The following is a 22,376-nucleotide window of genomic DNA, read 5'->3' on the forward strand; positions in this document are numbered from 1 at the left end:
ATTGGCCTCGGTATGACGGCTTTTGCCTGCCTGCTGAGTGGCACTGCCACTGCGCAGATGCACCCTCAACCGACGGGCGGCGACCCGCGGATCCAGTCGGTCGATTATCGTCCCGACCAGGTCGTCGCAGTAGAGGTTGCAACCGGCTACCAGGTGACGATCGAGCTGGCACCTGACGAGACGGTGCAAAGTGCGGCTGTGGGCGACAGCGCCGCGTGGCAGGTCACGGCGAACAAAGCCGGTAACCGACTGTTTATCAAGCCGCTCCAGTCGAATGTGACAACGAATCTCACCGTCTTCACCGACGTACGGTCCTATGCGTTCGACCTCTCCGATGCCTTGGGGAACACGGCAACGCCCTACACAATACGGTTTCGTTATGCGGTACCTTCATCCGGCGGGTTCACACCCGTGCAGATGCCACAACAACAACGGCTTTACCGGCTGAGCGGTGCGCGTGCCCTGCAACCGGCTGCCATCCACGACGACAATATACACACGTTCATCGAGTGGGCACCCGATGCTCCGCTTCCCGCGACCTACACGATCGACGATGCTGGACGTGAAGTGCTCGCCAACGGCAATATGCGTCAGGGCGTCTATGTCGTCGATGGCGTAGCGTCCCGGCTCATATTTAGGATCGACAAGAAGAACGCGCGTGCCGACCGGGCGCCGCTACCCAGGGAGAAGAAGCGGTGATCCCGCCATCGGGGCAGCCCCCCGCCCAGCCTCCACGGCCTGCTGCCGAACGCGACGTACGTCCTGTCGTCACCCGTCCTCCGGCAGGGTTGCCGATCGCGGTCATTGTCGTTGTCGCGGTACTTGCAGGGGTTCTGCTGTTCACGGCGCTCAATGCACGTCGCCAGTCGCTCAGCGCGCCGGCGATCAGCGAGCGTATTGCCGACATCCCGTCGTCGACTGCTCCACCAACCTTGTATGTCCCGCCTGAACCTCCCGAGGTTGCTCCTGCGTCCCAGGTATTGCCACAGCAGCGACCGGCACCCATACCCGTGCCTCCGGCTGCGGTCTTCCGGCCGCAACCGGCGCCGACGCCGACATATGGCCCTCCGGTCTTTAATGCACCGTCTCCGGTGTCACCGCCGCCGCGTAACGCAGGGGGGGCAGCCCTGGTGGTCGACACCACGCAAGCAGCTAACGGCGCTGCTCAACCTGGCAGCGCGCGCCAGTTCGTCAATCCGCTTGGGTTGCCCAGCCAGGCCGGCGCAACGACTGAACGCGCCCGCGCCGGGATGCTCGCCAATCGTGCCACGACGGTACCGCAGGGTACGCTCATTCCTGTCGTGCTCGAGACAGGATTTGATTCCACGCGGCCAGGTTATGCGCGGGCCCTTGTCCAGCGTGACATTCGGGGGTTCGATGGCAGCCAGGTACTCATCCCGCGGGGTAGCCGGCTCGTTGGCGAATACGGGGCGGACACAGCGCCGGGCCAGAAACGCGCGATGATCGCCTGGGCGCGTCTGATCCGTCCCGACGGCATGACGATCGATATCGGCTCACCGGCAGCCGATACGGTTGGACGCGGGGGCGTACGCGCGAAGGTGAACTCGCACTTCCTCGAGCATTTTGCCGGAGCGATCCTTCAGTCGTCGCTCGATATTGGCGTCAACCTCGCATCACGCGGAAACAACGGGACGGTCGTGGTTCTGCCGGGCTCGACGCAAGGGATCTCGAGCAGTGTTCTGCGCCCCAACGAGATACGCCCTACCCTTACCGTACCACCCGGTACCAGCGTCAGCGTGTTCGTCGCGCGCGATCTCGATTTTACGACTTCGCGAAGCGGTCCGTAATGACGGTCGAGGTGGAAGGGTGGCGCTACCTGCGCAGCTATCTGGCGCCTCTCGCCGGGCTGCTTGCGCGCGACGATGTGTCGGACATCTACGTCAATGCGCCGGGAGAGGTCTGGGCCGAGACCCTTGGCGGCACGATCGAACGCCATGACGCGCCCGCGCTTGATGCAGCCGTCCTCGAACGTCTCGCGCGTCAGGTTGCAGCCTGGTCGCATCAAGGGATTAGCCGTGAACACCCCCTACTGTCCGCTGCATTACCAGATGGTGCGCGCGTTCAGGTCGTGTCACCGCCCGCCACACGCGCGCACCTTGCCCTTGCGATTCGAAAGCATGTCTCGGCGAACCTGTCGCTTGATGATTACCTTGGCTCGGGCGCGTTCTCAGCGACCCGGACCGATGACGATGCCGGCCACGCCGCGCAAGATGAAGAAATTGCCGGATTGCTTGCCGAGGCGAACATCGCCGGTGCCTTGCGGGCGGCTGTTCTTGCCCGGAGAAACATTCTGGTTTCGGGTGGCACATCGACGGGCAAGACCACATTCCTGAATGCGCTCATCCGCGAAATTCCCGCGCATGAACGTCTTATCACGATCGAGGACACGCCTGAACTCCAGATTACCCACCCTAATACAGTAGGCTTAGTGGCAGTACGCGGCGCATTGGGGGAGGCGCAGGTTAGCGCGGACGACCTCGTCTCCGCGTCACTTCGTATGCGGCCCGATCGTATCATTCTCGGTGAGTTGCGCGGTCCGGAAGCCTATGCGTTCCTGCGTGCCGTGAATACGGGCCATCCTGGATCAATGACGACGATTCATGCTGACAGCACCGAAGGAGCGGTCGAGCAGCTTGCGCTACTGATCCTACAGGGTGGGACACGGCTGAACAGGCAGGATGTACGCGACTACGTCCGCAATACGATTGGCTTGTTCGTTCAGCTGGGCCGGCGGGCCGGGCAGCGCTACGTCGCGCAGGTGGTGCAGCAACGGTGACAGGGGCGAGGACCGCATGATGACAGTTTATCCTTCAAATGCGGGGGAAGGTTCATCGCTGGTTGCCGCTGCGCGCTGGATCGAAGGCGCTCTCTTTGGGAGCACCGCAACGGCGATTGCAATCATCGCCGTCGCCGGACTAGGTTTTCTTTTGCTGACGGGAAGGGTCGATCTGCGGCGCGGCGCTACGGTGGTGATGGGGTGCTTCATCCTCTTCGGCGCGCCAGTTATCGCAGCGCGTTTATATGCGCTTGCAACATTTGCAGGCGGCACATCGATGCCGGAGAGTCCGGGCCCGCCTCAAAATGCTATTCCTGCCCCCGCTCCAACGCCAGCCCCGGCTCCCATGTCTGTCTACGATCCATATGCCGGAGCCTCCGTCCCGGTCCGGTAGACTAAAGATTTTTTTACTACTACATGCGCAAACGATGCTTAGTGATTGCCAGTCTCCACATCGGCATACGGAGTGAAGCGATTGTCACGGAGCTTCAAATCTCGCGTTCAGCGAACCAAGCAATGCGCGCTTTTTTACTTATTTGGAACCAATCCACGGTGCCTGAGAATTAGTACGCTCGCATTGGAACGCTCTATAAGCATCGAGCTCAACGATGGTTTACGAAGTATCCTTGACTATAGTGTGTCTGTATATTCTTGTATGATTTTATCAAAAGCATCCTCTCCTTTGATCTCGCCGTTTGAAAGGAAAGTTTCAATCTCAACCTCGTTCTCCTTAGACACCTCAATTTCAAATCGACGACCCGGGACACTGGCAATGATCATAATAAGTCCATCTCGGTATGTCTCAAGGCGGTAATGTATCCCTGCGCGGGAGAGCCGTTCCATCATGTTAAATATCATTGTCATCGGATGAACCTAGTATCATTAAGTAGTTTGTGTATCGTCTTGTATCCTGGCTCACCGGCACGTGCCCGAGCCTGTATCTCGCCGAGCGTTGTTTTTCCAATGTCAGACCAGCTCGGCGAGCCCTTAGGAAGCGGCGCGTTCTTGATTGAGCCTTTACGCTCACGAAGAGCTTCCTCTACAGTCTTATTTCGATTCTTGTCTAGCACGCTCATGATATTTGGGTCGCTACATCCCTCCATTGCGATGCAGGCCGTGCTGGTAGACGATACTAGTTGCTGAAGAATTGATAAAGGACCTCCAAATATCTTCAGCCCAAGGCCCAAGGTTCCTTGCGCCACTCGCCGACCGACGACGACTATATCCTTCTGCGGCGCAGTGACTGTAATTTCCTCTCCTTCCCCAGCTACAGCGCCCCCTCCTAGCTCGCCAGGGTTTAATCCAGGACGATCGCCGTAGGATTGAAAAAAGTTATTTTGCCACGAGCCGCCAAAGTCGAAGCCACCTGTATATCGCGTGCCTGTAACAACAATATCGCCGCCTCCGCTACCGCCTCCGCCTCCACCTCCCCCGTAAACGACAATTTCCTGGGCTGTTAACAGTCCGGTTGGATCGGTGTTATTGACAGGATCGTTGCCGGTATAGGCGTACAGGTTGGGTCCGCCGTCATAGCCGATGGGATCGGTGTGCATGAAGCGGCCAAGGGTCGGCGAGTAGATCCGCGCCTTGTAGTAGGCCATGCCGAGTTCTGGCAGCCAGGCCTGCCCGGTATACTGGAAACGCGTGCTGTAGCTGTTCCCTGGGATACCATATTCGTCGTAGGACAGAATTTGGGTCGCGTTGCCAGCGTCATCGGCCGTGGCAACGACAGAGCCGCGCTCGTCCGCGTAGAGATAGCTGCGCCCTTGCGGACCATAGCTCACGATCGGATCGTCGTTGCCAGTTGCCGGTACATGGCGTTGGACAAGATTTCCACTTGCGTCATACTCGGCAATCAATTGATCGCCAGCATAAGCAAAACGGGTAATTCCACCGTCATTGACTGCCGTATAGGACAAACGGCCCAGCGCATCGTATGCGAGCTGCGCGCCACGATTCGATCCAGTAAGCTGGTTGAAGGCGTCGTAGCTGTATGTCGTTCCGGAATTGCCGTCCGACGTCAAATTGCCACGGCCATCATACCCCAATGCCCCAGCACCGACCTGTGTATACTGGTTCAGCGGATTGGCCGAGTAGCTTCGGTCGGCTTCGATCTGACCGGTCCATGCATAGGCATCGTTCGAGCGCGTCTGAATCGTAATTCGGGAGGTCTTATCGAAGGTGTTTGCGTATACGACGTCGGCACTGTCGCCTGCTAAGTCATGGACAAGCCCCGTCAATTGCGACAAGGCATCATAGCTGTAGGTGGTCAACGTGCCGTTGCCGCGTGAGAGAGCATTGCGGTGACCCAATGCATCATAGCCGAACTCGGCCAGTACCGTCGCCCCATTCTCGCGCACGCGTTGCAGAGCGTTGTCGGGACGATACTCATAACTCGCGAAGAAGCCGTCTGCCCAAGTAATGCGCGTCCGATTACCCGCCGCGTCGGACTGATACGCGGTCGTGCGCGGACCGATTCCGCCCAGATTGCTTGTCTCGGACGTCAGATTTCCCAATGCGTCGTAGGAGAGCGTCGTGCTGTTCGTCCATGGCGCCTGACCGTTGCCATTGGACGCTGACGCGATGCGACCGAGCAGGTCATAGCTAAATGATAGATTGCTGTTCGCCCCTCCACCCGGGAGAAGGACAGATGTCGTTTGGCCAAGAGCGTCATGTTCGTATGAAATAGTTGACGCATCGCGCTTGCGTATATTTGTAGGGTCCCCAACGGCGTTACGGCTTATATATTCGTAGCTTTCGTCAGAATAGGTCGTCCGAAGCAGACGATCAAACCCGTCATATTGGTAGGTCGTCGCATTGCCCTTGCCGTCGGCTACGCTGGCAATCTGGCCGTTCCCGGTATAGCCAAAGCTTGATACGTCGATGCCGTTGCGCCGCTGTGTGGTTACCCGGCCATCGGCACCATAAACGCTTTCGCGCACGTCGTCGGGGCTGTTACCGCCATTGAGCACTACGCAAGCGTCACCAGAACCAGGACCGCTTCTGCGTGCAGCGCATCTTACGCGATCGTCGGCATCGTAGGCATAATTGGAGATGTGGTAGAGATCGCCGCCACGGGTTACTTCTGCAATGCGACGACCGGTGGCATCAAACTCTGTTTGGACGCTTTGCGAGACGGCAAGGTTGCTCCAGTCGCTCTCAGACACGCCATTCACCGTACCGGATTCGACCAAATTCACCCGACCAGCATCGTCGCGGTTGATGCGAAGAGCCCGGCGCGCACCGGACCCGTCAACAGCAGGTGCGGCGCCAATCTGCCCGATCAGTTCGCGCATCCGGTTATAGCGCGAGGTAACAGTGTCGGCGTTGCCAACCAGCGGGCCATCAACCGCGACGGCATTGCCGTATAGATCGTAGGTGATCGTTAGTGTACTGGTGATCGAATTGTCACCTGCTCGTACTGTCACGCTGGTAGGTAGAAGATTATTGGGCTGTCCCGCTGCACCGTAAGCGATCTCCATCACAGTCTCACTGGCAGCACCAGGACACTCGGTTGCAGTCGAGCACTCCGCTGTTCGGGTAAGCTTCCAAATCGGCGACGACGACTGGACCAGCGTGCCGCTGGGATCCCGGACAAATGCAAAGAACTGCTGGTAATCGAATGTCTTTTGGTGGCTGGGAGCACCATTGCCCGCTGACGGATAAACGATTTTGGTGACTTGCCCGTGTGGGCCATACTCGTAATTGACGGTCTGTCCGCGCACATCCGTCGTGGTCAGGGGGGTATCGCAGGGTCCCGATGTGCACGATGCCGGGAAAGTCGCAGATGTCGAGATCTGCTCACCACCTGATTTTGCGACGACGACTGTGCCGGTGACGTTGTCACGGGCATCACGCGTATAGTTCGTTCGGTTGCCTTCCGGGCTGATCACAGCACTCAGCCGGTTGTTCGCATCATATTCATAGCGTGTCGTACCGCCGGTTCCGGTTCGCACACTGGTTAGCAACTGGCGATCGGGTAAGGATGTCACTACTGTCTGAAGGCCGGACGGCGCGGTTATGACCGTGGTTTGCTCGCTGGCCGTGCCAGTATAGGCATATTGCCAAGTGGCGCCGCCCTTTGTGTAGCTCGTGACCCGATTGGCCCCGTCATACGCCAAAGTGATGAAATTCGCAGGATAGCCGGCAGGCTTGATAGCGACGATACGGCTCGCGGCGTCGTAGATAATGTCAGTTAAGCGCCCCTCGGCATCGGTGCGCGTTTCGGTACCTCCACTAACTGAGTAGCGCGCTCTGTTCCACGTCGGATGGTCAAGGAAGCAGGTCTGGATAGTGCAGTTCTGCTCGGCGGTATTGGATGCGATCACGCCCGCAAGCGTCATCCATCTGCCCACGGTTCCTTCGTCGAGACCGTCTTGTTCTCCACCGCCGCGATAGGCGAATAGCAGGCGATACCCATCGTTGCTCGATACCGTCGAGGGGCGGCTAACCTGAAGTGTGCCTATCAGGCCGGTCTCGTAGGCAATCTCAACCTTCCGGCCATTGGAGTAGGAGATGCTAACGACACGCTGCGAGGCGATCCGGTTGAGTTCCGATCGTACCGACGCACTGAATTGATACACGACGCCGTCACTCGTCGTGTAAATATAGCCTTCGGCGTTCGACGACAGAACCGCGCCGGTTCCGTTGACGCTGTTACCCAGTTCTGGACTGAATTTGTCGCTGGTGCTGCCAAGCGAGACGATGATATACCCGCCCTGAGAAACAATTCCGGTCTGATAATTGTCGTCATATCCGCGATCGCGCTGGACGCGAGAGTAAGATAGGCCGAACCCACCGGCGGTGTCCCCAATGTCCAGTTCGGATGATGAGAAGTAGAATTTTCCGGTGACAAGATCGACGCCGCGCGCATCGCGCTGGTATCGCTCCGGCGGAATGGGTTGGTTGTCTGCCGTTTGGGCTACTGCCGCTACCGGCATCAACACGATAGCCGGAAGAATCGATGCACCAAGCAGAAAAAGCAGCCGCGTCTTCATAATGCCCCCCGTAATGTGATCGAAATTATCGCGCCGAAGCGAGACCTACCCCCGTTAATGAGCATGATTGTAGAAATATGTGTCATGGATATTACACTGCGGCGCCCATCACGCTATTTTGGCATCCAAGCAATAAAATTGTCACAATAAGATGCAATTCTCAAATCAATCAAAAATATTGGGGATTATGCCATGCGGGGGGTCACTGTTCTTACCTTAATGCTGATTGTCGGTGGTATTTCACCGGTAGCCGCTTCCGAAACGGTGACTTATGCCTATGATCAGCTTGGACATTTAAATCGAGTGGTCCGAGCAGGCGGTCCATCGTCTGGTGCGACAGTCGATATCACCCATGACAATGCATCTAACCGGACACGCCTAGTCTCGACGAGGGGGCAGGCTTCACCTGGAGGCAGTTGCGGGTTCAGCATCCAAGATGCCAGCGGAAACAGCGAATTCAGCTTTGGCGTCCCTGTGCAACGGATCGGAACGTGCTTGGGTACCGTCACGCTAAACTACGATGACGGGCTTGGTCGAACCGGCCAATTGACTTTCGCGCCTTCCGATGAATATCAGTACATCAATATTCCGGGCGCCGGCAGTGCTTGCTACAGCGCGACTGCCACCGCGACCATCGCCATTGCCGCCGGTGACGGCAACATCAACCGCGGCGCGGCAACCGTCACAGTGATCAGCAATTGCTGAAGAGCTGGTAGGACGGGATCATCCAGAATACGGCTAACTATCATTCTGAACCGCCCCGGATTTGTCGGAAGCAACAACTCCTGAGAAGGTGGATCCATGATGAGCAAAACGACGAACAAGTTGCGTCGCTTGCGCGACCCTGACGCCGCTTATGTCCTGCGACGGATACGGGAAGAGCGGTGACCAATCCGCGGATGAGATCTTGATCAATCATCGTCGATCAAACCCGCTAAGGCCCCTGTTCTCTAATTGCGGGCAAGTGGGATTGTCGACGGTCGCACCTGAGCGGTTCAACATTCCTGCCGGTGTCACGGTTCTCTTCGAGGTCGACCATGAAGGCCGCCTCATCATGCTTTCAGACGTCGTAGGTCCCAAGGTGTATTTCGGGGTCTTGCCCCAACAGAGGCCACGGGATCACCACGAGCTTCGTCCCGGCAGGGACATCTTTCCGCCGCTGGCGGAACTGGTCGTGGGGAGAAGGCTCAGCCAGCTACGGCTTCCTCCTTGCCCCACCGGAAATCGGTGTTGGTGATAAGCATCTTGTGCATCATCACGCCCATTTTTCGGGCCACCGCGGCACGAGCGCGGTTCATACCGATCCGCCGCGCGAGCTTGACGCCCCAAGCCTTAAGCCCGGTCCAGCGTTTGACGCGCGTCATGAGCACGTTAGCCGCCTCGAACAGGTAGGAACGCACGAGGGTGTCACCCGTGCGCGAGATCGAGCCGGTTACGTCCTTTTCTCCCGATTGGTAGCGCCTGGGTGTAAGGCCGAGATAGGCGCCGACGCTCTTGGATTTGGCAAAGCGTCCCGGTTCATCCACCATCGATGCGAAGGCAAGCGCAACGATTGGCCCTACGCCGGGAACGGTCATCAGGCGCCTCGTCGTGTCGTCGTGTGCCGCTCGGCGCCGCAACAGCGCATCATATGCGCGGATCTGTTCGGTGATGGCGCGCCAGGCGGCGACCAGGGGCGCGACCATCGCTGCGAGCCCGGTTTGTGCACGGATCGCTTCCTCGGTAGCGCTAGCGAATGTCTGCCGGTGCCCGACCGCGACAAATACCCCAACGTTCTTGAGCAAGCCGCGGATCGTCGTCGTTAGATGAATCCGCGTGCTGACGAGTTGCGCTCGAGCTCCGAGGACGCCGCGCACCAGATGACTGTCGAGCGATTTCACCTTCACCTCTCGATACCAGCCTGTCCGTACGAGCTGGGCCAACCCGAGCGCGTCATTCTCATCGGTCTTGTTCACCTGGACGCTCAGCCCCGCTTTGGCATGGCGCGCGTCCAGACAGATCGGCGGGTTGTTCGAGAGCTGAGCGCCATCGCCGAGCGTCGTGGGCTGCCGTGTATGGTGGTCAGCGACAACGGCACCGAGCTGACCAGTCATGCCGTCCTCGCCTGGTGTCAGGACGCGGGGGTCGGTGGCACTACATCGCCCCGGGGAAGCCGCAGCAGAATGGCTTTGTGGAATCGTTCAATGGTCGCTTGCGCGACGAGTGTCTGAACGAACACCTGTTCCCCTCGCTGGCTGCGGCGAGACGGATCATCGAGGCATGGCGGACGGACTACAACACCGTGCGTCCGCACAGCAGTCTTGGCGGGATGGCTCCCGCCGAGTTTACGAACCGCCCCCGCCAGGGGCATATGGACACCGAAGCTAAGTTATCAGCGGCCTGAAAACGGGGAGCAGGTCAAAGTCTCGCTAAGCCTGCAACTTGTCCTGTGGGTTCACCACCCAAAAAATTTTCCCGCTGCGGGTCGGGTCGACAAACAGATGGTGATTTTTTGTCCTGATAGCGAGCAACGCGGCCTCGGCCGATTGACGAACTGATAAAGCCGGGTCGTTTACCGTTTCGGTCAGAGGCCCAACAGCATCCGCCCGCAACGAGTATGCAAGCAGTCCGCAAGCCCTATCCCGAACCAATTTAGATGGATCTTTGAGCGCGAACCTCCCCAAATCAAAAGCATCTTCACTTACGCGAGCGAATGAAGTTGCATAAAATACAAGAGCAGCCCTCCCTTCCGACTTCTTAAATCGAGCATATGCGCTTTTGAACTCGGGTATGAGCACTACGCCACGAGAACGGATCGCAATCCAAGCGTCCTCCTGCTGAGAGCAACTTTTGCTGTCCAGCCGATCTATCAATGTGGTCAATGGTTCGTCCATTGCGGCACTATGCCGTCGCCGCAAATGTCCGCAAGTGGGCGTTTTAACCGATCCCGGCTTTCCCAAATATCGATCCTCATCAAGAATAGTGCCGGTAGTCTCGACCGCCCTGGCCTTGCGGGAGTCTCGCTTGGGCTACTAATCCGTTACAAGACGGCCCCGATCGACCGTCCTGTATCCCGTGAATCAGCTCGACGGCATGGGTCTGTTAGCGGCATCGACAGCGGTGTTGTAGTTCCGCATCATGCCTTCAGCATCAGACGCTTCGTGCTTCTTTTTAAGTGACCGGTAGTAGCCGATCATGGTCTTCAGCGCGTCCAACTCGGACGGGTCCTTCTTTCCAACCTTAGCGGCTTGCTGATGCGCATCGTCGATGGCTTTTTCGATAACCGCCACTTCGGCGTCTGCGCGGGCGAAGATTGCGGAACTACGCAGGTCATCGGCAGTGTTAAACATCGAGATTAACGCGTTGGAATGCATCAGTGCCAGCTTGCTGTTGTAGGCAAGCAGGTCACCCTCGCTCTTCAGCTTTTCCAGAACGACCTGATCCCGTTTGGCGATGTCGCGTTCTAGCAAGCGGTTGAAGGTGTCCATGTCCTTGTCCGCGACGGTGAGTTCGGCCAGCATCTGAGGGTCCTCGCGCTTGCCACGGGCAAGGTTGTCCTCAAGAAACTTTTTGCTGTCGTAGTAGGTTGCAAGATCGGCAAGGTGCGTATCAACTTTAGTCAGCGACACGATCAGCGCATCCGCCGCGGCGTTCAGATCAGCCGCGGCACCGGATTTTGCGCGGGCTTCTTTCAGCGCGTCGATGCCTTTCGAGATCCAGCCGTCTGAGACGAGAAACTGGCCTTCGGTCGATGCATGGGCGACGTCGGCCTTGCGATAAAGCCCCGACCTCTCATAGTAACCGAACGATCCGATAAGCCGGTTATGTGCCTCGATATATCCCTCGAGCTGCCCACCGGCGTCGCCGGCTTCGGACAATCCACCGCTACTGGCATTGCCGCTAAAAGGTGCTTTGTCGCACGCGCTCAAACTCAACGCAGCAGCGACGATCAACGCAATATTTATTTTGGCCGACGTCATGGTATCTCCCTGATGGTTTCGGCAGTCCGCCTGCCACCGGATTGAGCATGGCGCAATATTCTTGCGATGCTATCCGATATGCTTGTTCAAGCATGACAAGGGCACGCGGACATTCCCAAAATCGGATCTTTTTCGAGAAAGCCGGATCGGACAAGAACGCCCACACCCGAACGTCCTGTTGGGCAATTACCACTCCCGAAAGCAGTCGTCCGTTCATCCCGTCAGATTGACGACAGAGCTTACGATCTATACATGCTTCGTATAGTGTTTGATGCAGGGGGCGGACATGGGCATTGTGAAAATTGACGATAGGCTGCACGAGGATGCTCGCAAGGCCAGCACTGTTATGTGCCGCTCCATCAATGCTCAGGCAGAGTTCTGGCTGAAGATCGGTATGCTTGCCGAAACGAACCCGACCCTGTCGTTCAACGAGATCGTCAAAGCACAGTTGGCGAACGGTCCTGTTCGCCTCGTCGAAGCCGAAGCTGCCTGACATGGTCAAGACCTCTGACGAACTCGCGCTCATGCGCGTCTCCGGCAAGCTGCTTGCCTCGGTCTTCGAGATGCTCGACGAGCAGGACCTAGACGGAATGTCGACGCTACAGATCAACGATCTGGTCGAGCACTTCATCACCGTGGAACTCGCGGCACGCCCGGCCAGCAAAGGGCAGTACGGCTTCGAGTTCGTCTTGAACTGCTCGATCAATTATGTCGTTTGCCATGGCGTACCGAAGGGAGACGAGATCGTTCGCGACGGCGACATCATCAATCTCGACATCACGCTCGAGAAGAATGGCTTCATCGCGGATTCGAGCAAGACGTATCTGGTTGGCGAGGCACCGCCAGCTGCGAAGCGGCTGGTACGCGTTGCTCAGGAAGCAATGTGGAAGGGCATCGGCCAGGTTCGACCCGGCGCCCATATTGGCGACATTGGCTTTGCAATCGAGCGTCATGCCAAAAAGCATGGCTACTCGGTCGTGCGGGAATTCTGCGGGCATGGCATCGGTCGCGAGATGCACGAGGAGCCGCAAGTCATGAACTTCGGGCGTCCGGGAACGGGTGCGCGGCTACGCGAAGGAATGGTGTTCACAATCGAACCCATGGTCAACCAAGGCACCCGGAAGGTCTCTACACAGGATGACGGGTGGACGGTCGTTACCAACGACCGAAAACTGTCGGCCCAATTCGAGCATACGGTCGCGGTTACAAGCGATGGCGTGGAGGTTCTGACGCTTCGGCATGACGAGAAGTCGATGTCGGCGCGCGTGGCTTAACACCGGAACGTCTGCTTTCGCTGCCTGTAGTACCGAAAGCGCCGGACCGCTTTCCGTCCCAACCCAGACATTCTTGAAATTCGATCGGGAAATGGGAATGGTGATTGCGATGCTACTAGGCGGGTGAAGATGCTAGTGCTTCTTGTTTGGTTCCCTCCTTATCTTAGGATTGTCCGTCAGCGTTTTGCTTGATCTTTCCGAAAGTGGTATTAAGCGTTCCCGCGATCTTGCAAATTATACCAGTCATATAAACCACCTTTAATTGATTTAGTGGTTGACTAAAAACAATATCATTGTTGCTCATATTATTTCCATAATGCCATGGAGATAACGGCTATTAAAGTCGGACGTGGTGCATAAATTCTTCCATTTTGGGAAAGCAAATCCCTGCTGCTTATCCCTCGTGATGAAACCTTCCGTTTCTAGGACCTTCAAGGTCCTGTTGATATGAACAGCCGTCAGCCCGAGCGCATCGCCCAGTTGCTCCTGCGTCATGGGCAGGTGATGGGTATGTTTCAATACCAAATCTTGGCGGTTCAGGCGCACAACGAACTCGCATAAGAAATGCGCCACGCGGGTCCGTGCATCCCGTCGACCAATATTCAACAACCATTCTCGCATGATTGATCCTTCGATCAGGACACTGGTAACGATAGCGTCGCTGATCGAAGGGCGGTCGCGGATAATCGCGCGTAGGGCCGACTGCGGTACTTTCGTCACTTCGCACCGCGTCAACGTTTGAATATTGTGGTCAGCGACATTAATATGAAGCTGTTGCAGATCCAGGAGGTCGCCGGGAAACAGGATGCCGACAATCTGACGACCGCCGTTACTGCTTGTTTTGTGCCGGTAGGCAAAGCCGCTGACGAGTACGGCACATGTATTGGTAACGTCGCCTTCGCGGACGAGATAGCTTCCCGGTTCAAAGGAGCGTGAGGCATGGGGCAGTTTGAGCAGTGCGGCGCGATCCTCGTCCGATAGGATCGCCTGAGTTGCCAGCTTATCGGCCATGCCCGCGAGCGGGCCTTCTTCTAAATCGTGCATCATGAATTCCCGCCAGCACAGGGCGGAAGCGCACGTATCTTCCAGCCGTCAGAGCCCATTAGTTCGCCTGACAATGAGCGAGCATACCACGCCAGCTTAATCTGAGACATTATCAATTGTTTATGACGGCGTGTGTGATTGAAACCCGCGTCCCAGCCGATGTCGAGGTTACCTTGACGCTGGCATCCAGCTGCTTTGACAAGGCATCGACAATTCCGGTTCCGAGTCCCGGCTTTCCCGAACCCGTGCTTGCCGGCATTCCAACGCCATTGTCGCTTACCGTCATGCTCCACGCTGTGCCTTGGGCACGGTAGTCCACGGCGATCTTGCCGCCGTCATGTTCACCGGGAAACGCGTGCTTTAGGGCATTGATGACCAGCTCGGTTACGATCAGTCCCAAGCTGACCGATGTATCCGGATCGGTACGACTATCATCTACCGTGGCGGTCAGCGAGAGCTTGTCAAGATCGGGAATCATCGATGCGCCGATGCTTTGGCAGAGGTCATGGAGATATGGCCGCAGCTCGACTTCCCCGACCCTCGATGTGGACAGCTGCCTTTGCAGCGTGGCGATTGACATCACACGGTGATGGGCGCTGTGCAGATGCAAGCGGGTCTCTTCCGACTGTACCCTTTTTGCGCTCTGCATGAGGACGCTTGCAATAATCTGAAGGCTATTGGCCACGCGGTGCTGCAGCTCCTGCAGCAGCACTTCCTTGTCCCTTACGAGATCGTCCTTCACCTTGGCCGCCAGCCGGGACGCGGTGATGTCTGTAACCGTCAGGACGACACGGATGTGGTCTGTATCGGCGTAGTCTAGCTTCTGGGCATTCAGAACCAGGCAGCACGGTGCCTGGCCTTGGCGAACGAGATCCATCTCGTATCCGTCGATCGTGACTCTGCCGTCGACGGTAGCTTTGAGCAGCGCGTTCAACTGACGGCTGTCCCATTCGCCCTGTCCGACCTGAGCTAGCTTTACACCTGCCAATTTCGCCAGGTCGAGCTGGAAGGCATTGCAAAATGAGCGGCTGGCATCCTGTATCGTCAGGGCTTCATCGAGCAGGAGTACAGGCGCTTGCGACGACAGGACCAGCGCCTTTGACAGGCTGTTTGCCGCGTCGGGTGAGAGTTGAGCAGAAGCGGTCACAGACGCATCCTCCCTGCCGGTGCGGGTTCGAAAAGATCGAACTGATTTTTTAGTCGCGCCAATCCCCGGCGGATCACACTTTTCATCGTTCCCAGCGGCACATCATCGCGCTTCGCCAGCTCAGCATAGCTGAAGCCCTGAAAGAACGCTCCGGCGATAGCGGCGCGGGTGCGGGGATCGAGCATCGCCAGACGCGCCAACAGCCCTTCAGACATTTCCGTCGATAGCAGCCTGGTTTCGGCACATGGCGCCGCATCGGGCACATCAGGTGCGTCGTCGAGCGGGTCGGTCGGGCGGGCCGCGTGGCTTCTGTACCAGTCGATTGATCTGTTCCTGGCAATGGCAGCGAGCCAAGCAATTGCGGACCCAACGGCGGGGTCCCAGGCTCCGGCATACCGCCACACCTTCAGGTAGACATCCTGCAGGACGTCTTCTGCCGCATGTCGGTTGCCGCAAATCATGAAGCAGATACCGAACAGTTTGGCGGAGCTGAGAGTATAAACCTCACGGAACGCATCGCGATCTCCATCACCGGTACGAACGAGTGCATCGGCCAAGCGCGCACGGTGGTAGTCCGTGACCTCCCCTGAACGCCGTTGTGGATTGAATATCGGCTTATCTGACGTGGGTGATGTCGCAGGCGGAGCACCTGGAGCCGATGGGATAAATATCATGTGCCAATCCCCCGTTCCGTTTCTTCTAAAGTTCGGTATCGGGGACCCGCCATAAATGGTGCTAGGGGTGCCTGCGGCTTCAATACGATGCGCATCGCTTCCTCCATTATCACCGTCTCACAGGGCATGTAGGTTCGCTTATGCGAGCTATCTCCCGAGATCTGTTCGTAGTAGCGCCGACAATAATATTGTTACCATAGGTTAACAAAGATTAGGGCGCTCTCCTAAAAAACCCTATTAAAATCAGAATAATGATGCGGCATATCAGATGCTTAACAAGTTAATGAAGTCAATTACCTAGATTAAATCGTTGCTCAGGCTCTGAAGGACTCTTGAGAGCAGCGCGGCAGATTTATCCATCGTATCGTTTGTATCGCCGAGATCTACGGCAATCTCTTTTTTGACGTCAAATGCTACGGTGGTGACCTCGATCGCATCTTCCAGGCTGATGACGGACCGGGCGACCAGCGTGTGGATCAGACTTTCCACAAGTAGCATCGCCGCCTGCCCATGTGCATCGGGCTCGTCGAACCGTGCCGCGGGGTGCAGCCCTTCGTTGTCGTTGATCAAAAAGGTCATGGCAGTGCTCCGCATTAGGCGAGAGCGTTGCAAAGCTCACAGTCGTCAGGGCCTATTTTTGTGCTGACGATGCAGTAGGCCTATCAGAACCCTACCGGCTCAAACTCCATTGAGATTAACTTTCGTCTACAACACCTGACAATATAATAACCTACTCATTCGTGTGAGGAGGGTGAATGGCAAACCGCTTCACTGACAAGTTATGTGGTTTTGCCACGTTGGACGAGGAGGATGTCGCTGAGCTTGTCCTCGCAACAGCGCGATCACGACGCTTCGCGGCCAAGCAGGATCTGATCCGGGAAGGTGATCGTCCGGGACCCGTGTTCGTCATGCTCGAAGGGTGGGCCTGCCGGTACAAGGTGTTGCCGAGCGGTACGCGTCAGGTTCTGGCGTTTCTCATGCCGGGCGACGCATGCGACTTACATATCGGGCTGCTTGGGGAGATGGATCACAGCATCCAGACCATCACGCCCGCCCGCGTGGCCACCATAGAGCGGACCGATATGGACACGCTCATGGACCGTCGGCACGGCATCGCGAAGGCCATGTATATATCGCAGCTTGTCGACGAGGGCACGATGCGCGCCTGGATTACCAGTATGGGGCGGCGGACCAGTACCGAACGTGTCGCGCATCTGATGTGCGAACTCTACCTGCGGGCACGCAATATCGGCCTCACCAACGAAGCCACCCTTTCCCTGCCGATGTCACAGATCCTGCTGGCCGACGCGTTGGGTATGACCAACGTTCACATCAACCGGGTACTCAAGGAACTGCGTCTAGCTGGCGCTATGGCGCTGCGACGTGGAAGCCTGGATATCATCGATCCCAATTTGATGATCAGGATTGCAGGTTTCGACGAGGGGTATCTTCATCGTCGGCTGAGGGCCACTCAAGGCTGACTCTGTCCGGTCAGGAAGGAACGAGCCTGTTGAAAGCTTCAGCAAATGCGTTTGCATTGAGTGGCTTGGTTAGCACGACCGATTGCGCGTGGCGTGGAACGCAGTCGGCGGGTGTGGCCGTGATAAAGATAACAGGGATTGGACCCCATCTCTCCTGGATCGTGCAAACCGCGATGGGACCGGTGCCAAAACGCAAATTGACGTCGGACAGAATGATTTCCGGGCACCTGCCGTCTGCAGAGCGTACGGCATCAGTCTCGCAGTCTACAATATCAACTGTGGTCGCGCCCGCTTCACGGGCCAGGTGCTCGACGTAGTCTGCGATTAGCCACTCGTCTTCGATAATCAGCACGTGGCACATAGGCGTTACAAATCCAGAAAACGACTGTTACAACCATCCTGCAATGAAATCGGATCATTCCTACACGAATAATGCAGAACGTCTGTCTTATTGGGCGCCCAGGCTGAGCGACAGATACGAGTAGGGCGGTAACCATCTGCGGATGAGATCAGTCGTCGTCAGGGGTACGCAATACACCGGCCAAGGTTCAAACGGTCGCTGGCGTCGGCGCCATCGAAAAGTGAATTTGGCCAATGTCTCAAATGGCACTCATGGGAGCATATTTATGGGCCCGTTTTATGTAGCTAATACAAATAGATAGTCTCGCGCATTCTTAGATTGCCAGAGACCAATCAAATACCTAGTGACGCCTCCAGAAATGGAGCCCTTCTATGTCTGACACTACCCTCGACCTGAACCCCGTTGAACTCGCCACGGAATTGACAATCGCTTGGTTAGCCAATCCCAACACGCGTACCAATGCTGACGACGTTCCGGCCTTCCTGAACAAAATGTACGAAACTGTTTCGGTGCTGGTCGGCGGAAACGCGACGGCTGCTGAGCCCGAAGCACCTGCTCAAGAGTACACCCCGGCAGTAACGGCCCGTAAGTCGCTTGCCAGCCCCGATCACATCATCAGCATGATCGATGGCAAGCCGTACAAGACGCTGCGTCGTCACCTCGCCACTAACGGCATGACGCCAGTGGAGTATCGCGAGCGTTATGGCCTGAAGGCTGACTATCCCATGGTCGCTCCTACCTATTCAGAAGCACGTCGCACGATGGCTAAGAGCATTGGCCTGGGTCGCAAGCCTGGCCAGACGAATGCAGCTAAGGCAGACACCAAGCCCGCTCCTGCTCCGCGCAAGCGCAAGGCCGAGGAAGCCGCAGCGGAATAATCCACGGAGCTGGCTTCCTGGGAAACGGGGAGCCAGCCTGTGACTAATGGAATAAGTTCGTTAGTATAAATTTGGATTCGCGCGCATCTACGTGATGATCAAGGAAGCGTCTGCGTTACCCCCGATATCGTCAAGTTATCTAGACTATTCATGGTGCGTGCGGCAGGCTTCAGCCCCCCGCTGCTAAGCGACATTCTCTTCCGCATGAATTGCCTCTTGTTCTGGCGCGGGCAAATGGCGGTACAGCGTCGCGATCGAGACGCCGATGGTCGGGGCAATCTCGCGGGCAGTCATTCCAGAGACCAGAAGTTTTCGCGCGGCCTCGAGGCGCTTGGGCGTCATTACTGTCTTGCGGCCACCTACCCTGCCCTCACGCCGTGCGACGATCAACGCAGCCGTCGTGCGCTCGCGTACCAAGTCACGCTCCATCTCGGCCATCGCCGCCATAATTTGGAAAACGAGCTTGCCCGCCGTGCCTTCGGTGTCGATACCGTCGGTAATCGACTTTAGCCCTATCCCCCTTGCCGCCAGATCGGTCGAGAGGTCGATCAGCCCTTTCATCGTGCGCCCGAGCCGGTCGAGCTTCCACACAACGAGGATGTCGCCGGTGCGTGCATGGGAGAGCGCGTCGGCCAACCCGGCACGGTCGGCTTTTGCTCCGCTGGCCTTATCCGAGAAGATTCGCTCGCAACCCGTACTCCGCAGCGCTTCGAGCTGTGGAGTAAGATCCTGTTCTGGGGTGGACACCCGTGCATAGCCAATCAGCATAAAGCATTCTCAAAACCCATGTCTGATGCCTAACATGGCACTGCCGAAACGCGAAAGTGTTTTGAGACGTCGGCAGCGACTGCTACAGGTTCTCACATGATGGCGCATCAGAAACGATCGTTTTTGAGAACATCGACTTAACGTCGCAGTTTCGTACGACGGCTTACATCAAAGCAAAAAACTTAGCGCCCTTCGTAGGCTGCTGGTCACCACGTCGAGAAGGCGTCAGGTCTTTGAAGGGAGCTGAGACGACGGGGCGTGGATGATGTGTCCTGGTGCGAGAGTGTCGTCGAACGCCTCAAGCATGAGCAACAGTCGCCCGACATCAACCGCATCGATCGCTTGGTAGCGCGACAAATGTAAGTCGCTGCCCCCGGATAAGCATCACCGTTCGATAGAAGTTGATGCGACATGATCACCGCAGTCGACGATGCCGAGTCCGACTGGTCGTCCGCGTGTTGCAAGATGCCGGGATCAGGCATTCGCTAATGACGAATCTTGCGCAGATAGCGCCTGCAAGATCGCAGCATAGCGCCCTAATTTCAAGCATGGCTCCATATGGACCTTTTTTGCGTCCACTCTTACGTTTTGAATTCCATATGCGTATGATTCCGTTTGAATGCTTCAAACGAGCGATCGGACCGGTTTATGAATGTCATCGTCAATCATATCGGCGAACTCGCAGATGCGGGCGAGCGGATGATCGAACGTCTACGGCGCAAGGCATTCTTGCCCGAAAGTCGCAAGGGCCTCAACGTACGTTTTGGGATTGCCGAGGCCGCGCAACTGCTCGGCTGTTCGACCAATCGGATCCGCATGGCTGAGGACGACGGACGCCTCCCCCCTGCCCCGGCAGGTGAAAATGGGCGGAGGCTTGGCTATTCAGTCGAGGAGCTGCTCCAGATGCGCGGAGTGCTGGGAGCCTCTCCTGCCCGCGCACCGCTTGATATCCCCGCGATCATCGCAGTGCAGAATTTCAAGGGTGGTGTGGGTAAGTCGACGGTCACCTGCCACCTCGCGCATTATTTCGCAGTGCAAGGGTACCGGGTGTTGGTGGTCGATTGCGATAGCCAGGCGACGACGACAACACTGTTCGGGTTTAACCCCCATTTTAATATTACACGAGAAGAGACGCTCTACCCCTATCTGTCGATCGACCCGACCCAGGCCGATCTGCTGTATGCGGTCAAATCAACGCCGTGGCCCAACGTCGATCTTATCCCATCGAACCTTGAACTGTTCGACGTCGAATATGAACTCGCCGCGGCGGGATCGGACGGGCAGTCGGTGCTCGCCGCGCGCTTCCGCAAACTCAAACAGGGGCTGGCCGACCTCGCGCGCAATTACGATGTGGTGCTTCTCGATCCCCCGCCTGCGCTGGGGACGATCAGCCTCGCGGTGATGCAGGCGGCAAATGCGCTGCTCGTCCCGCTCGCCGCGACGACGCCCGATTTTTGCTCGACGGTCCAATTCTTGTCGATGATGAACCAAGTGCTACAGCAGCTCGCGCATGCCGGAATCCAGGTCGAATACAGTTTCCTCCGGCTTATATGTTCGAAGTTTGACAGCAATGATCCCAGCCATGCAATGGTCCGCACGATTATGGAACAGAGCTTCGGTCCGGCCTTACTCCCGGTGCCGATCCTGGAATCCGCCGAGATCAGCCACGCCGCCATGCGCATGATGACGATCTACGAACTTGAACGCCCGATTGGCACGCCCAAGACGCACAAGCGCTGCCGGGCCAATCTTGACGAGGCCATGGGGCAAATCGAGCAACTCGTCCGCCAAGGTTGGGGCCGGGTCGAGCCCGCACGCGAGGAGGATCTACTTCATGTCGCGTGAGTCAGAATTGGCGCTGTCCTGCACGGCAATGTGCCTAATTTATCTAATGCGGGAGGTGCCGCATGGCGCGTAAGCAATCCGATTATCTCGCGGCTTTGCTTGCCGACGAACCAGCCGAAACCGAAACCGGCGCTCCCCCTGTCCCGTTGGCGCCCGAGCGGACGCGTGGGACAACGCTGCTAAACCGCGAGACTGCGCTAGCGCGCGTAACCAGCGGGGAAGTGCGACAGGTGACTCAGCTTCTGCTTGACCCCGCGCGCGTGCGAATCTGGCCTGGTAATGCGCGCAGCTACCAGCATCTGACGGAAGAAGGCTGCCGCGAGCTGATCGATTCCATCATCGCCGAAGGCGGACAGAAGGTTCCTGCGGTGATACGCCGGGTCAACGGCGATCCTGCACATGACTTCGAGGTGATCGCAGGCACGCGACGCCACTGGTCGATCAGCTGGCTACGCGCACATTCCTATCCTGAAATGCAGTTCGTAGCGCAGGTTGCCAACCTTGACGACGAAGCGGCTTTCCGGCTCGCCGATCTCGAGAACCGCGCGCGGAAAGATGTGTCAGATCTCGAGCGCGCCCGCAATTATGCCGAGGCGCTGAAGGCGCATTACGGCAACCACCTGACGCGGATGGCGGAGCGGCTCAAGGTGTCAAAGGGTTGGCTGTCGAAGATGGTCAAGGTCGCACGGATCCCCGACGCGGTGATCGCCGCGTTCGCCTCCCCCGCCGACGTGCAACTCAAGCCTGCTTATACATTAGCACAAGCACTCGACGACAAGGTGGCTGCAAAGGCTATCCAAGGTGTTGCCCGAGATCTCGCGCGTGAACAGGCCGCGCGGCTCGATCGGGGTGCGGCCCCCTACCCTGCCGCCGACGTGCTGCGGCGGTTGCTTGATGCGCCAAGCGATCTTGCCGATGCCGTCCCCCCTTTCATATGGACCACACCGCATGGCCGCCCCGGGCTCAGCATCCAATCGAGCAACCGGCAGGGCGTGACGATACGGCTCCATGCCGGGTCGGGCGCAGGGAACGATGAGCTGGTTGACGCGCTGCGGCAGGCGCTCGTGCATCTAGAGGCCGAAGGCCGCGGACTTCAGCGATGAGCGTGTTTCCCCGGGGAAACACGCTGCGTTCCATATCAACGCGGACGG

22 protein-coding genes and 1 pseudogene are annotated in these 22,376 nt (G+C 57.6%); 12 read left to right on the forward strand and 11 right to left on the reverse strand.

Translation table 11 applies throughout. The features are described 5' to 3' along the window. Positions 1-12 precede the first annotated feature (12 nt). From U1707_RS17110 to U1707_RS17125, 4 genes are all read left to right on the forward strand, one after another. Positions 13-699 (forward strand): TrbG/VirB9 family P-type conjugative transfer protein, encoded by a 687-nt coding sequence (locus tag U1707_RS17110; RefSeq protein ID WP_332801265.1) that lies wholly within the window; start codon positions 13-15, stop codon positions 697-699. Positions 700-1,130: 431 nt separating this feature from the next. After that, the gene (locus tag U1707_RS17115; protein WP_332801266.1) at positions 1,131-1,808 is read left to right on the forward strand and encodes a TrbI/VirB10 family protein; all 678 of its coding nucleotides are present in this window, start codon (positions 1,131-1,133) and stop codon (positions 1,806-1,808) included. Next, the gene (gene virB11, locus U1707_RS17120; RefSeq protein WP_332801267.1) at positions 1,808-2,797 is read left to right on the forward strand and encodes a P-type DNA transfer ATPase VirB11; all 990 of its coding nucleotides are present in this window, start codon (positions 1,808-1,810) and stop codon (positions 2,795-2,797) included. The genes U1707_RS17115 and virB11 overlap by 1 nt, the downstream gene beginning before the upstream one ends. A gap of 19 nt (positions 2,798-2,816) precedes the next feature. Next, complete coding sequence (locus U1707_RS17125; RefSeq protein ID WP_332801363.1) at positions 2,817-3,191, forward strand: TrbC/VirB2 family protein; 375 nt, start codon at positions 2,817-2,819, stop codon at positions 3,189-3,191. A gap of 236 nt (positions 3,192-3,427) precedes the next feature. On the opposite strand, the gene U1707_RS17130 is transcribed toward U1707_RS17125, so the two are convergent. Further along, entirely contained in the window at positions 3,428-3,643 is a 216-nt protein-coding gene (locus tag U1707_RS17130) for a hypothetical protein (RefSeq protein ID WP_332801268.1), read from the reverse strand. A 14-nt stretch (positions 3,644-3,657) separates the two neighbouring features. Next, a complete protein-coding gene (locus U1707_RS17135) occupies positions 3,658-7,794 on the reverse strand; it encodes an RHS repeat domain-containing protein (protein WP_332801269.1) in 4,137 nt (1,378 codons plus the stop codon). A 495-nt stretch (positions 7,795-8,289) separates the two neighbouring features. On the opposite strand from U1707_RS17135, the gene U1707_RS17140 reads away from it, so the two are divergent. Beyond that, positions 8,290-8,499 carry a hypothetical protein gene (locus tag U1707_RS17140; protein WP_332801270.1) on the forward strand — a complete coding sequence of 70 codons (210 nt, stop codon included), beginning with the start codon at positions 8,290-8,292 and terminating at the stop codon, positions 8,497-8,499. A 482-nt stretch (positions 8,500-8,981) separates the two neighbouring features. Here the strand turns inward: U1707_RS17140 and U1707_RS17145 are convergent, their stop codons facing one another. Further along, a complete protein-coding gene (locus U1707_RS17145) occupies positions 8,982-9,887 on the reverse strand; it encodes an IS110 family RNA-guided transposase (RefSeq protein WP_332801271.1) in 906 nt (301 codons plus the stop codon). Here U1707_RS17145 and U1707_RS17150 point away from each other — a divergent pair. After that, a pseudogene (locus U1707_RS17150) lies at positions 9,795-10,177 on the forward strand (integrase core domain-containing protein); the annotation flags it as partial. The gene U1707_RS17145 and the pseudogene U1707_RS17150 sit on opposite strands and share 93 nt — an antisense overlap. A 25-nt stretch (positions 10,178-10,202) precedes the next feature. On the opposite strand, the gene U1707_RS17155 reads toward U1707_RS17150, so the two are convergent. Together U1707_RS17155 and U1707_RS17160 are read right to left on the reverse strand one after the other, a co-directional pair. After that, positions 10,203-10,655, reverse strand: a complete 453-nt coding sequence (locus tag U1707_RS17155; RefSeq protein WP_332801272.1) for a HEAT repeat domain-containing protein — start codon at positions 10,653-10,655, stop codon at positions 10,203-10,205. A gap of 198 nt (positions 10,656-10,853) precedes the next feature. Further along, the gene (locus U1707_RS17160; protein ID WP_332801273.1) at positions 10,854-11,753 is read right to left on the reverse strand and encodes a DUF3829 domain-containing protein; all 900 of its coding nucleotides are present in this window, start codon (positions 11,751-11,753) and stop codon (positions 10,854-10,856) included. Positions 11,754-12,039: 286 nt separating this feature from the next. Between U1707_RS17160 and U1707_RS17165 the strand changes: the two genes are divergently transcribed. Next, on the forward strand, positions 12,040-12,246 hold the full coding sequence (locus tag U1707_RS17165) for a ParD-like family protein (protein WP_332801274.1): 207 nt from the start codon (positions 12,040-12,042) through the stop codon (positions 12,244-12,246). Between the two features lies 1 nt (position 12,247). Beyond that, on the forward strand, positions 12,248-13,027 hold the full coding sequence (map, locus tag U1707_RS17170) for a type I methionyl aminopeptidase (RefSeq protein ID WP_332801275.1): 780 nt from the start codon (positions 12,248-12,250) through the stop codon (positions 13,025-13,027). Positions 13,028-13,327: 300 nt separating this feature from the next. Here map and U1707_RS17175 read toward each other — a convergent pair whose 3' ends face one another. From U1707_RS17175 to U1707_RS17190, 4 genes are all read right to left on the reverse strand, one after another. Continuing rightward, positions 13,328-14,071 (reverse strand): Crp/Fnr family transcriptional regulator, encoded by a 744-nt coding sequence (locus U1707_RS17175; RefSeq protein WP_332801276.1) that lies wholly within the window; start codon positions 14,069-14,071, stop codon positions 13,328-13,330. A 112-nt stretch (positions 14,072-14,183) separates the two neighbouring features. Then, positions 14,184-15,218: a sensor histidine kinase gene (locus U1707_RS17180; RefSeq protein WP_332801277.1), complete on the reverse strand. Its 1,035-nt coding sequence runs from the start codon at positions 15,216-15,218 to the stop codon at positions 14,184-14,186. After that, positions 15,215-15,775, reverse strand: a complete 561-nt coding sequence (locus U1707_RS17185) for a sigma-70 family RNA polymerase sigma factor (protein WP_332801278.1) — start codon at positions 15,773-15,775, stop codon at positions 15,215-15,217. Before U1707_RS17185 ends, U1707_RS17180 begins: the two co-directional genes overlap by 4 nt. Positions 15,776-16,189: 414 nt before the next feature. Beyond that, complete coding sequence (locus U1707_RS17190; RefSeq protein WP_332801279.1) at positions 16,190-16,471, reverse strand: hypothetical protein; 282 nt, start codon at positions 16,469-16,471, stop codon at positions 16,190-16,192. A gap of 176 nt (positions 16,472-16,647) precedes the next feature. On the opposite strand from U1707_RS17190, the gene U1707_RS17195 reads away from it, so the two are divergent. Further along, positions 16,648-17,373 carry a Crp/Fnr family transcriptional regulator gene (locus U1707_RS17195; protein ID WP_332801280.1) on the forward strand — a complete coding sequence of 242 codons (726 nt, stop codon included), beginning with the start codon at positions 16,648-16,650 and terminating at the stop codon, positions 17,371-17,373. 10 nt (positions 17,374-17,383) lie between these two features. Here the strand turns inward: U1707_RS17195 and U1707_RS17200 are convergent, their stop codons facing one another. Continuing rightward, positions 17,384-17,734: a response regulator gene (locus U1707_RS17200; RefSeq protein ID WP_332801281.1), complete on the reverse strand. Its 351-nt coding sequence runs from the start codon at positions 17,732-17,734 to the stop codon at positions 17,384-17,386. Positions 17,735-18,105: 371 nt separating this feature from the next. Here U1707_RS17200 and U1707_RS17205 point away from each other — a divergent pair, with 371 nt between their 5' ends. After that, positions 18,106-18,612 carry a Ros/MucR family transcriptional regulator gene (locus tag U1707_RS17205; RefSeq protein ID WP_332801282.1) on the forward strand — a complete coding sequence of 169 codons (507 nt, stop codon included), beginning with the start codon at positions 18,106-18,108 and terminating at the stop codon, positions 18,610-18,612. A 183-nt stretch (positions 18,613-18,795) separates the two neighbouring features. On the opposite strand, the gene U1707_RS17210 is transcribed toward U1707_RS17205, so the two are convergent. Beyond that, a complete protein-coding gene (locus U1707_RS17210; RefSeq protein WP_332801283.1) occupies positions 18,796-19,380 on the reverse strand; it encodes a recombinase family protein in 585 nt (194 codons plus the stop codon). A gap of 648 nt (positions 19,381-20,028) precedes the next feature. Here U1707_RS17210 and U1707_RS17215 point away from each other — a divergent pair. After that, positions 20,029-21,225 carry an AAA family ATPase gene (locus tag U1707_RS17215; RefSeq protein ID WP_332801284.1) on the forward strand — a complete coding sequence of 399 codons (1,197 nt, stop codon included), beginning with the start codon at positions 20,029-20,031 and terminating at the stop codon, positions 21,223-21,225. A 62-nt stretch (positions 21,226-21,287) separates the two neighbouring features. Continuing rightward, a complete protein-coding gene (locus tag U1707_RS17220; protein WP_332801285.1) occupies positions 21,288-22,328 on the forward strand; it encodes a ParB/RepB/Spo0J family partition protein in 1,041 nt (346 codons plus the stop codon). Positions 22,329-22,376 lie beyond the last annotated feature (48 nt).

The sequence above is a fragment of the Sphingomonas sandaracina genome (assembly GCF_036663695.1).
In the GTDB taxonomy this organism is placed as follows: domain Bacteria; phylum Pseudomonadota; class Alphaproteobacteria; order Sphingomonadales; family Sphingomonadaceae; genus Sphingomonas.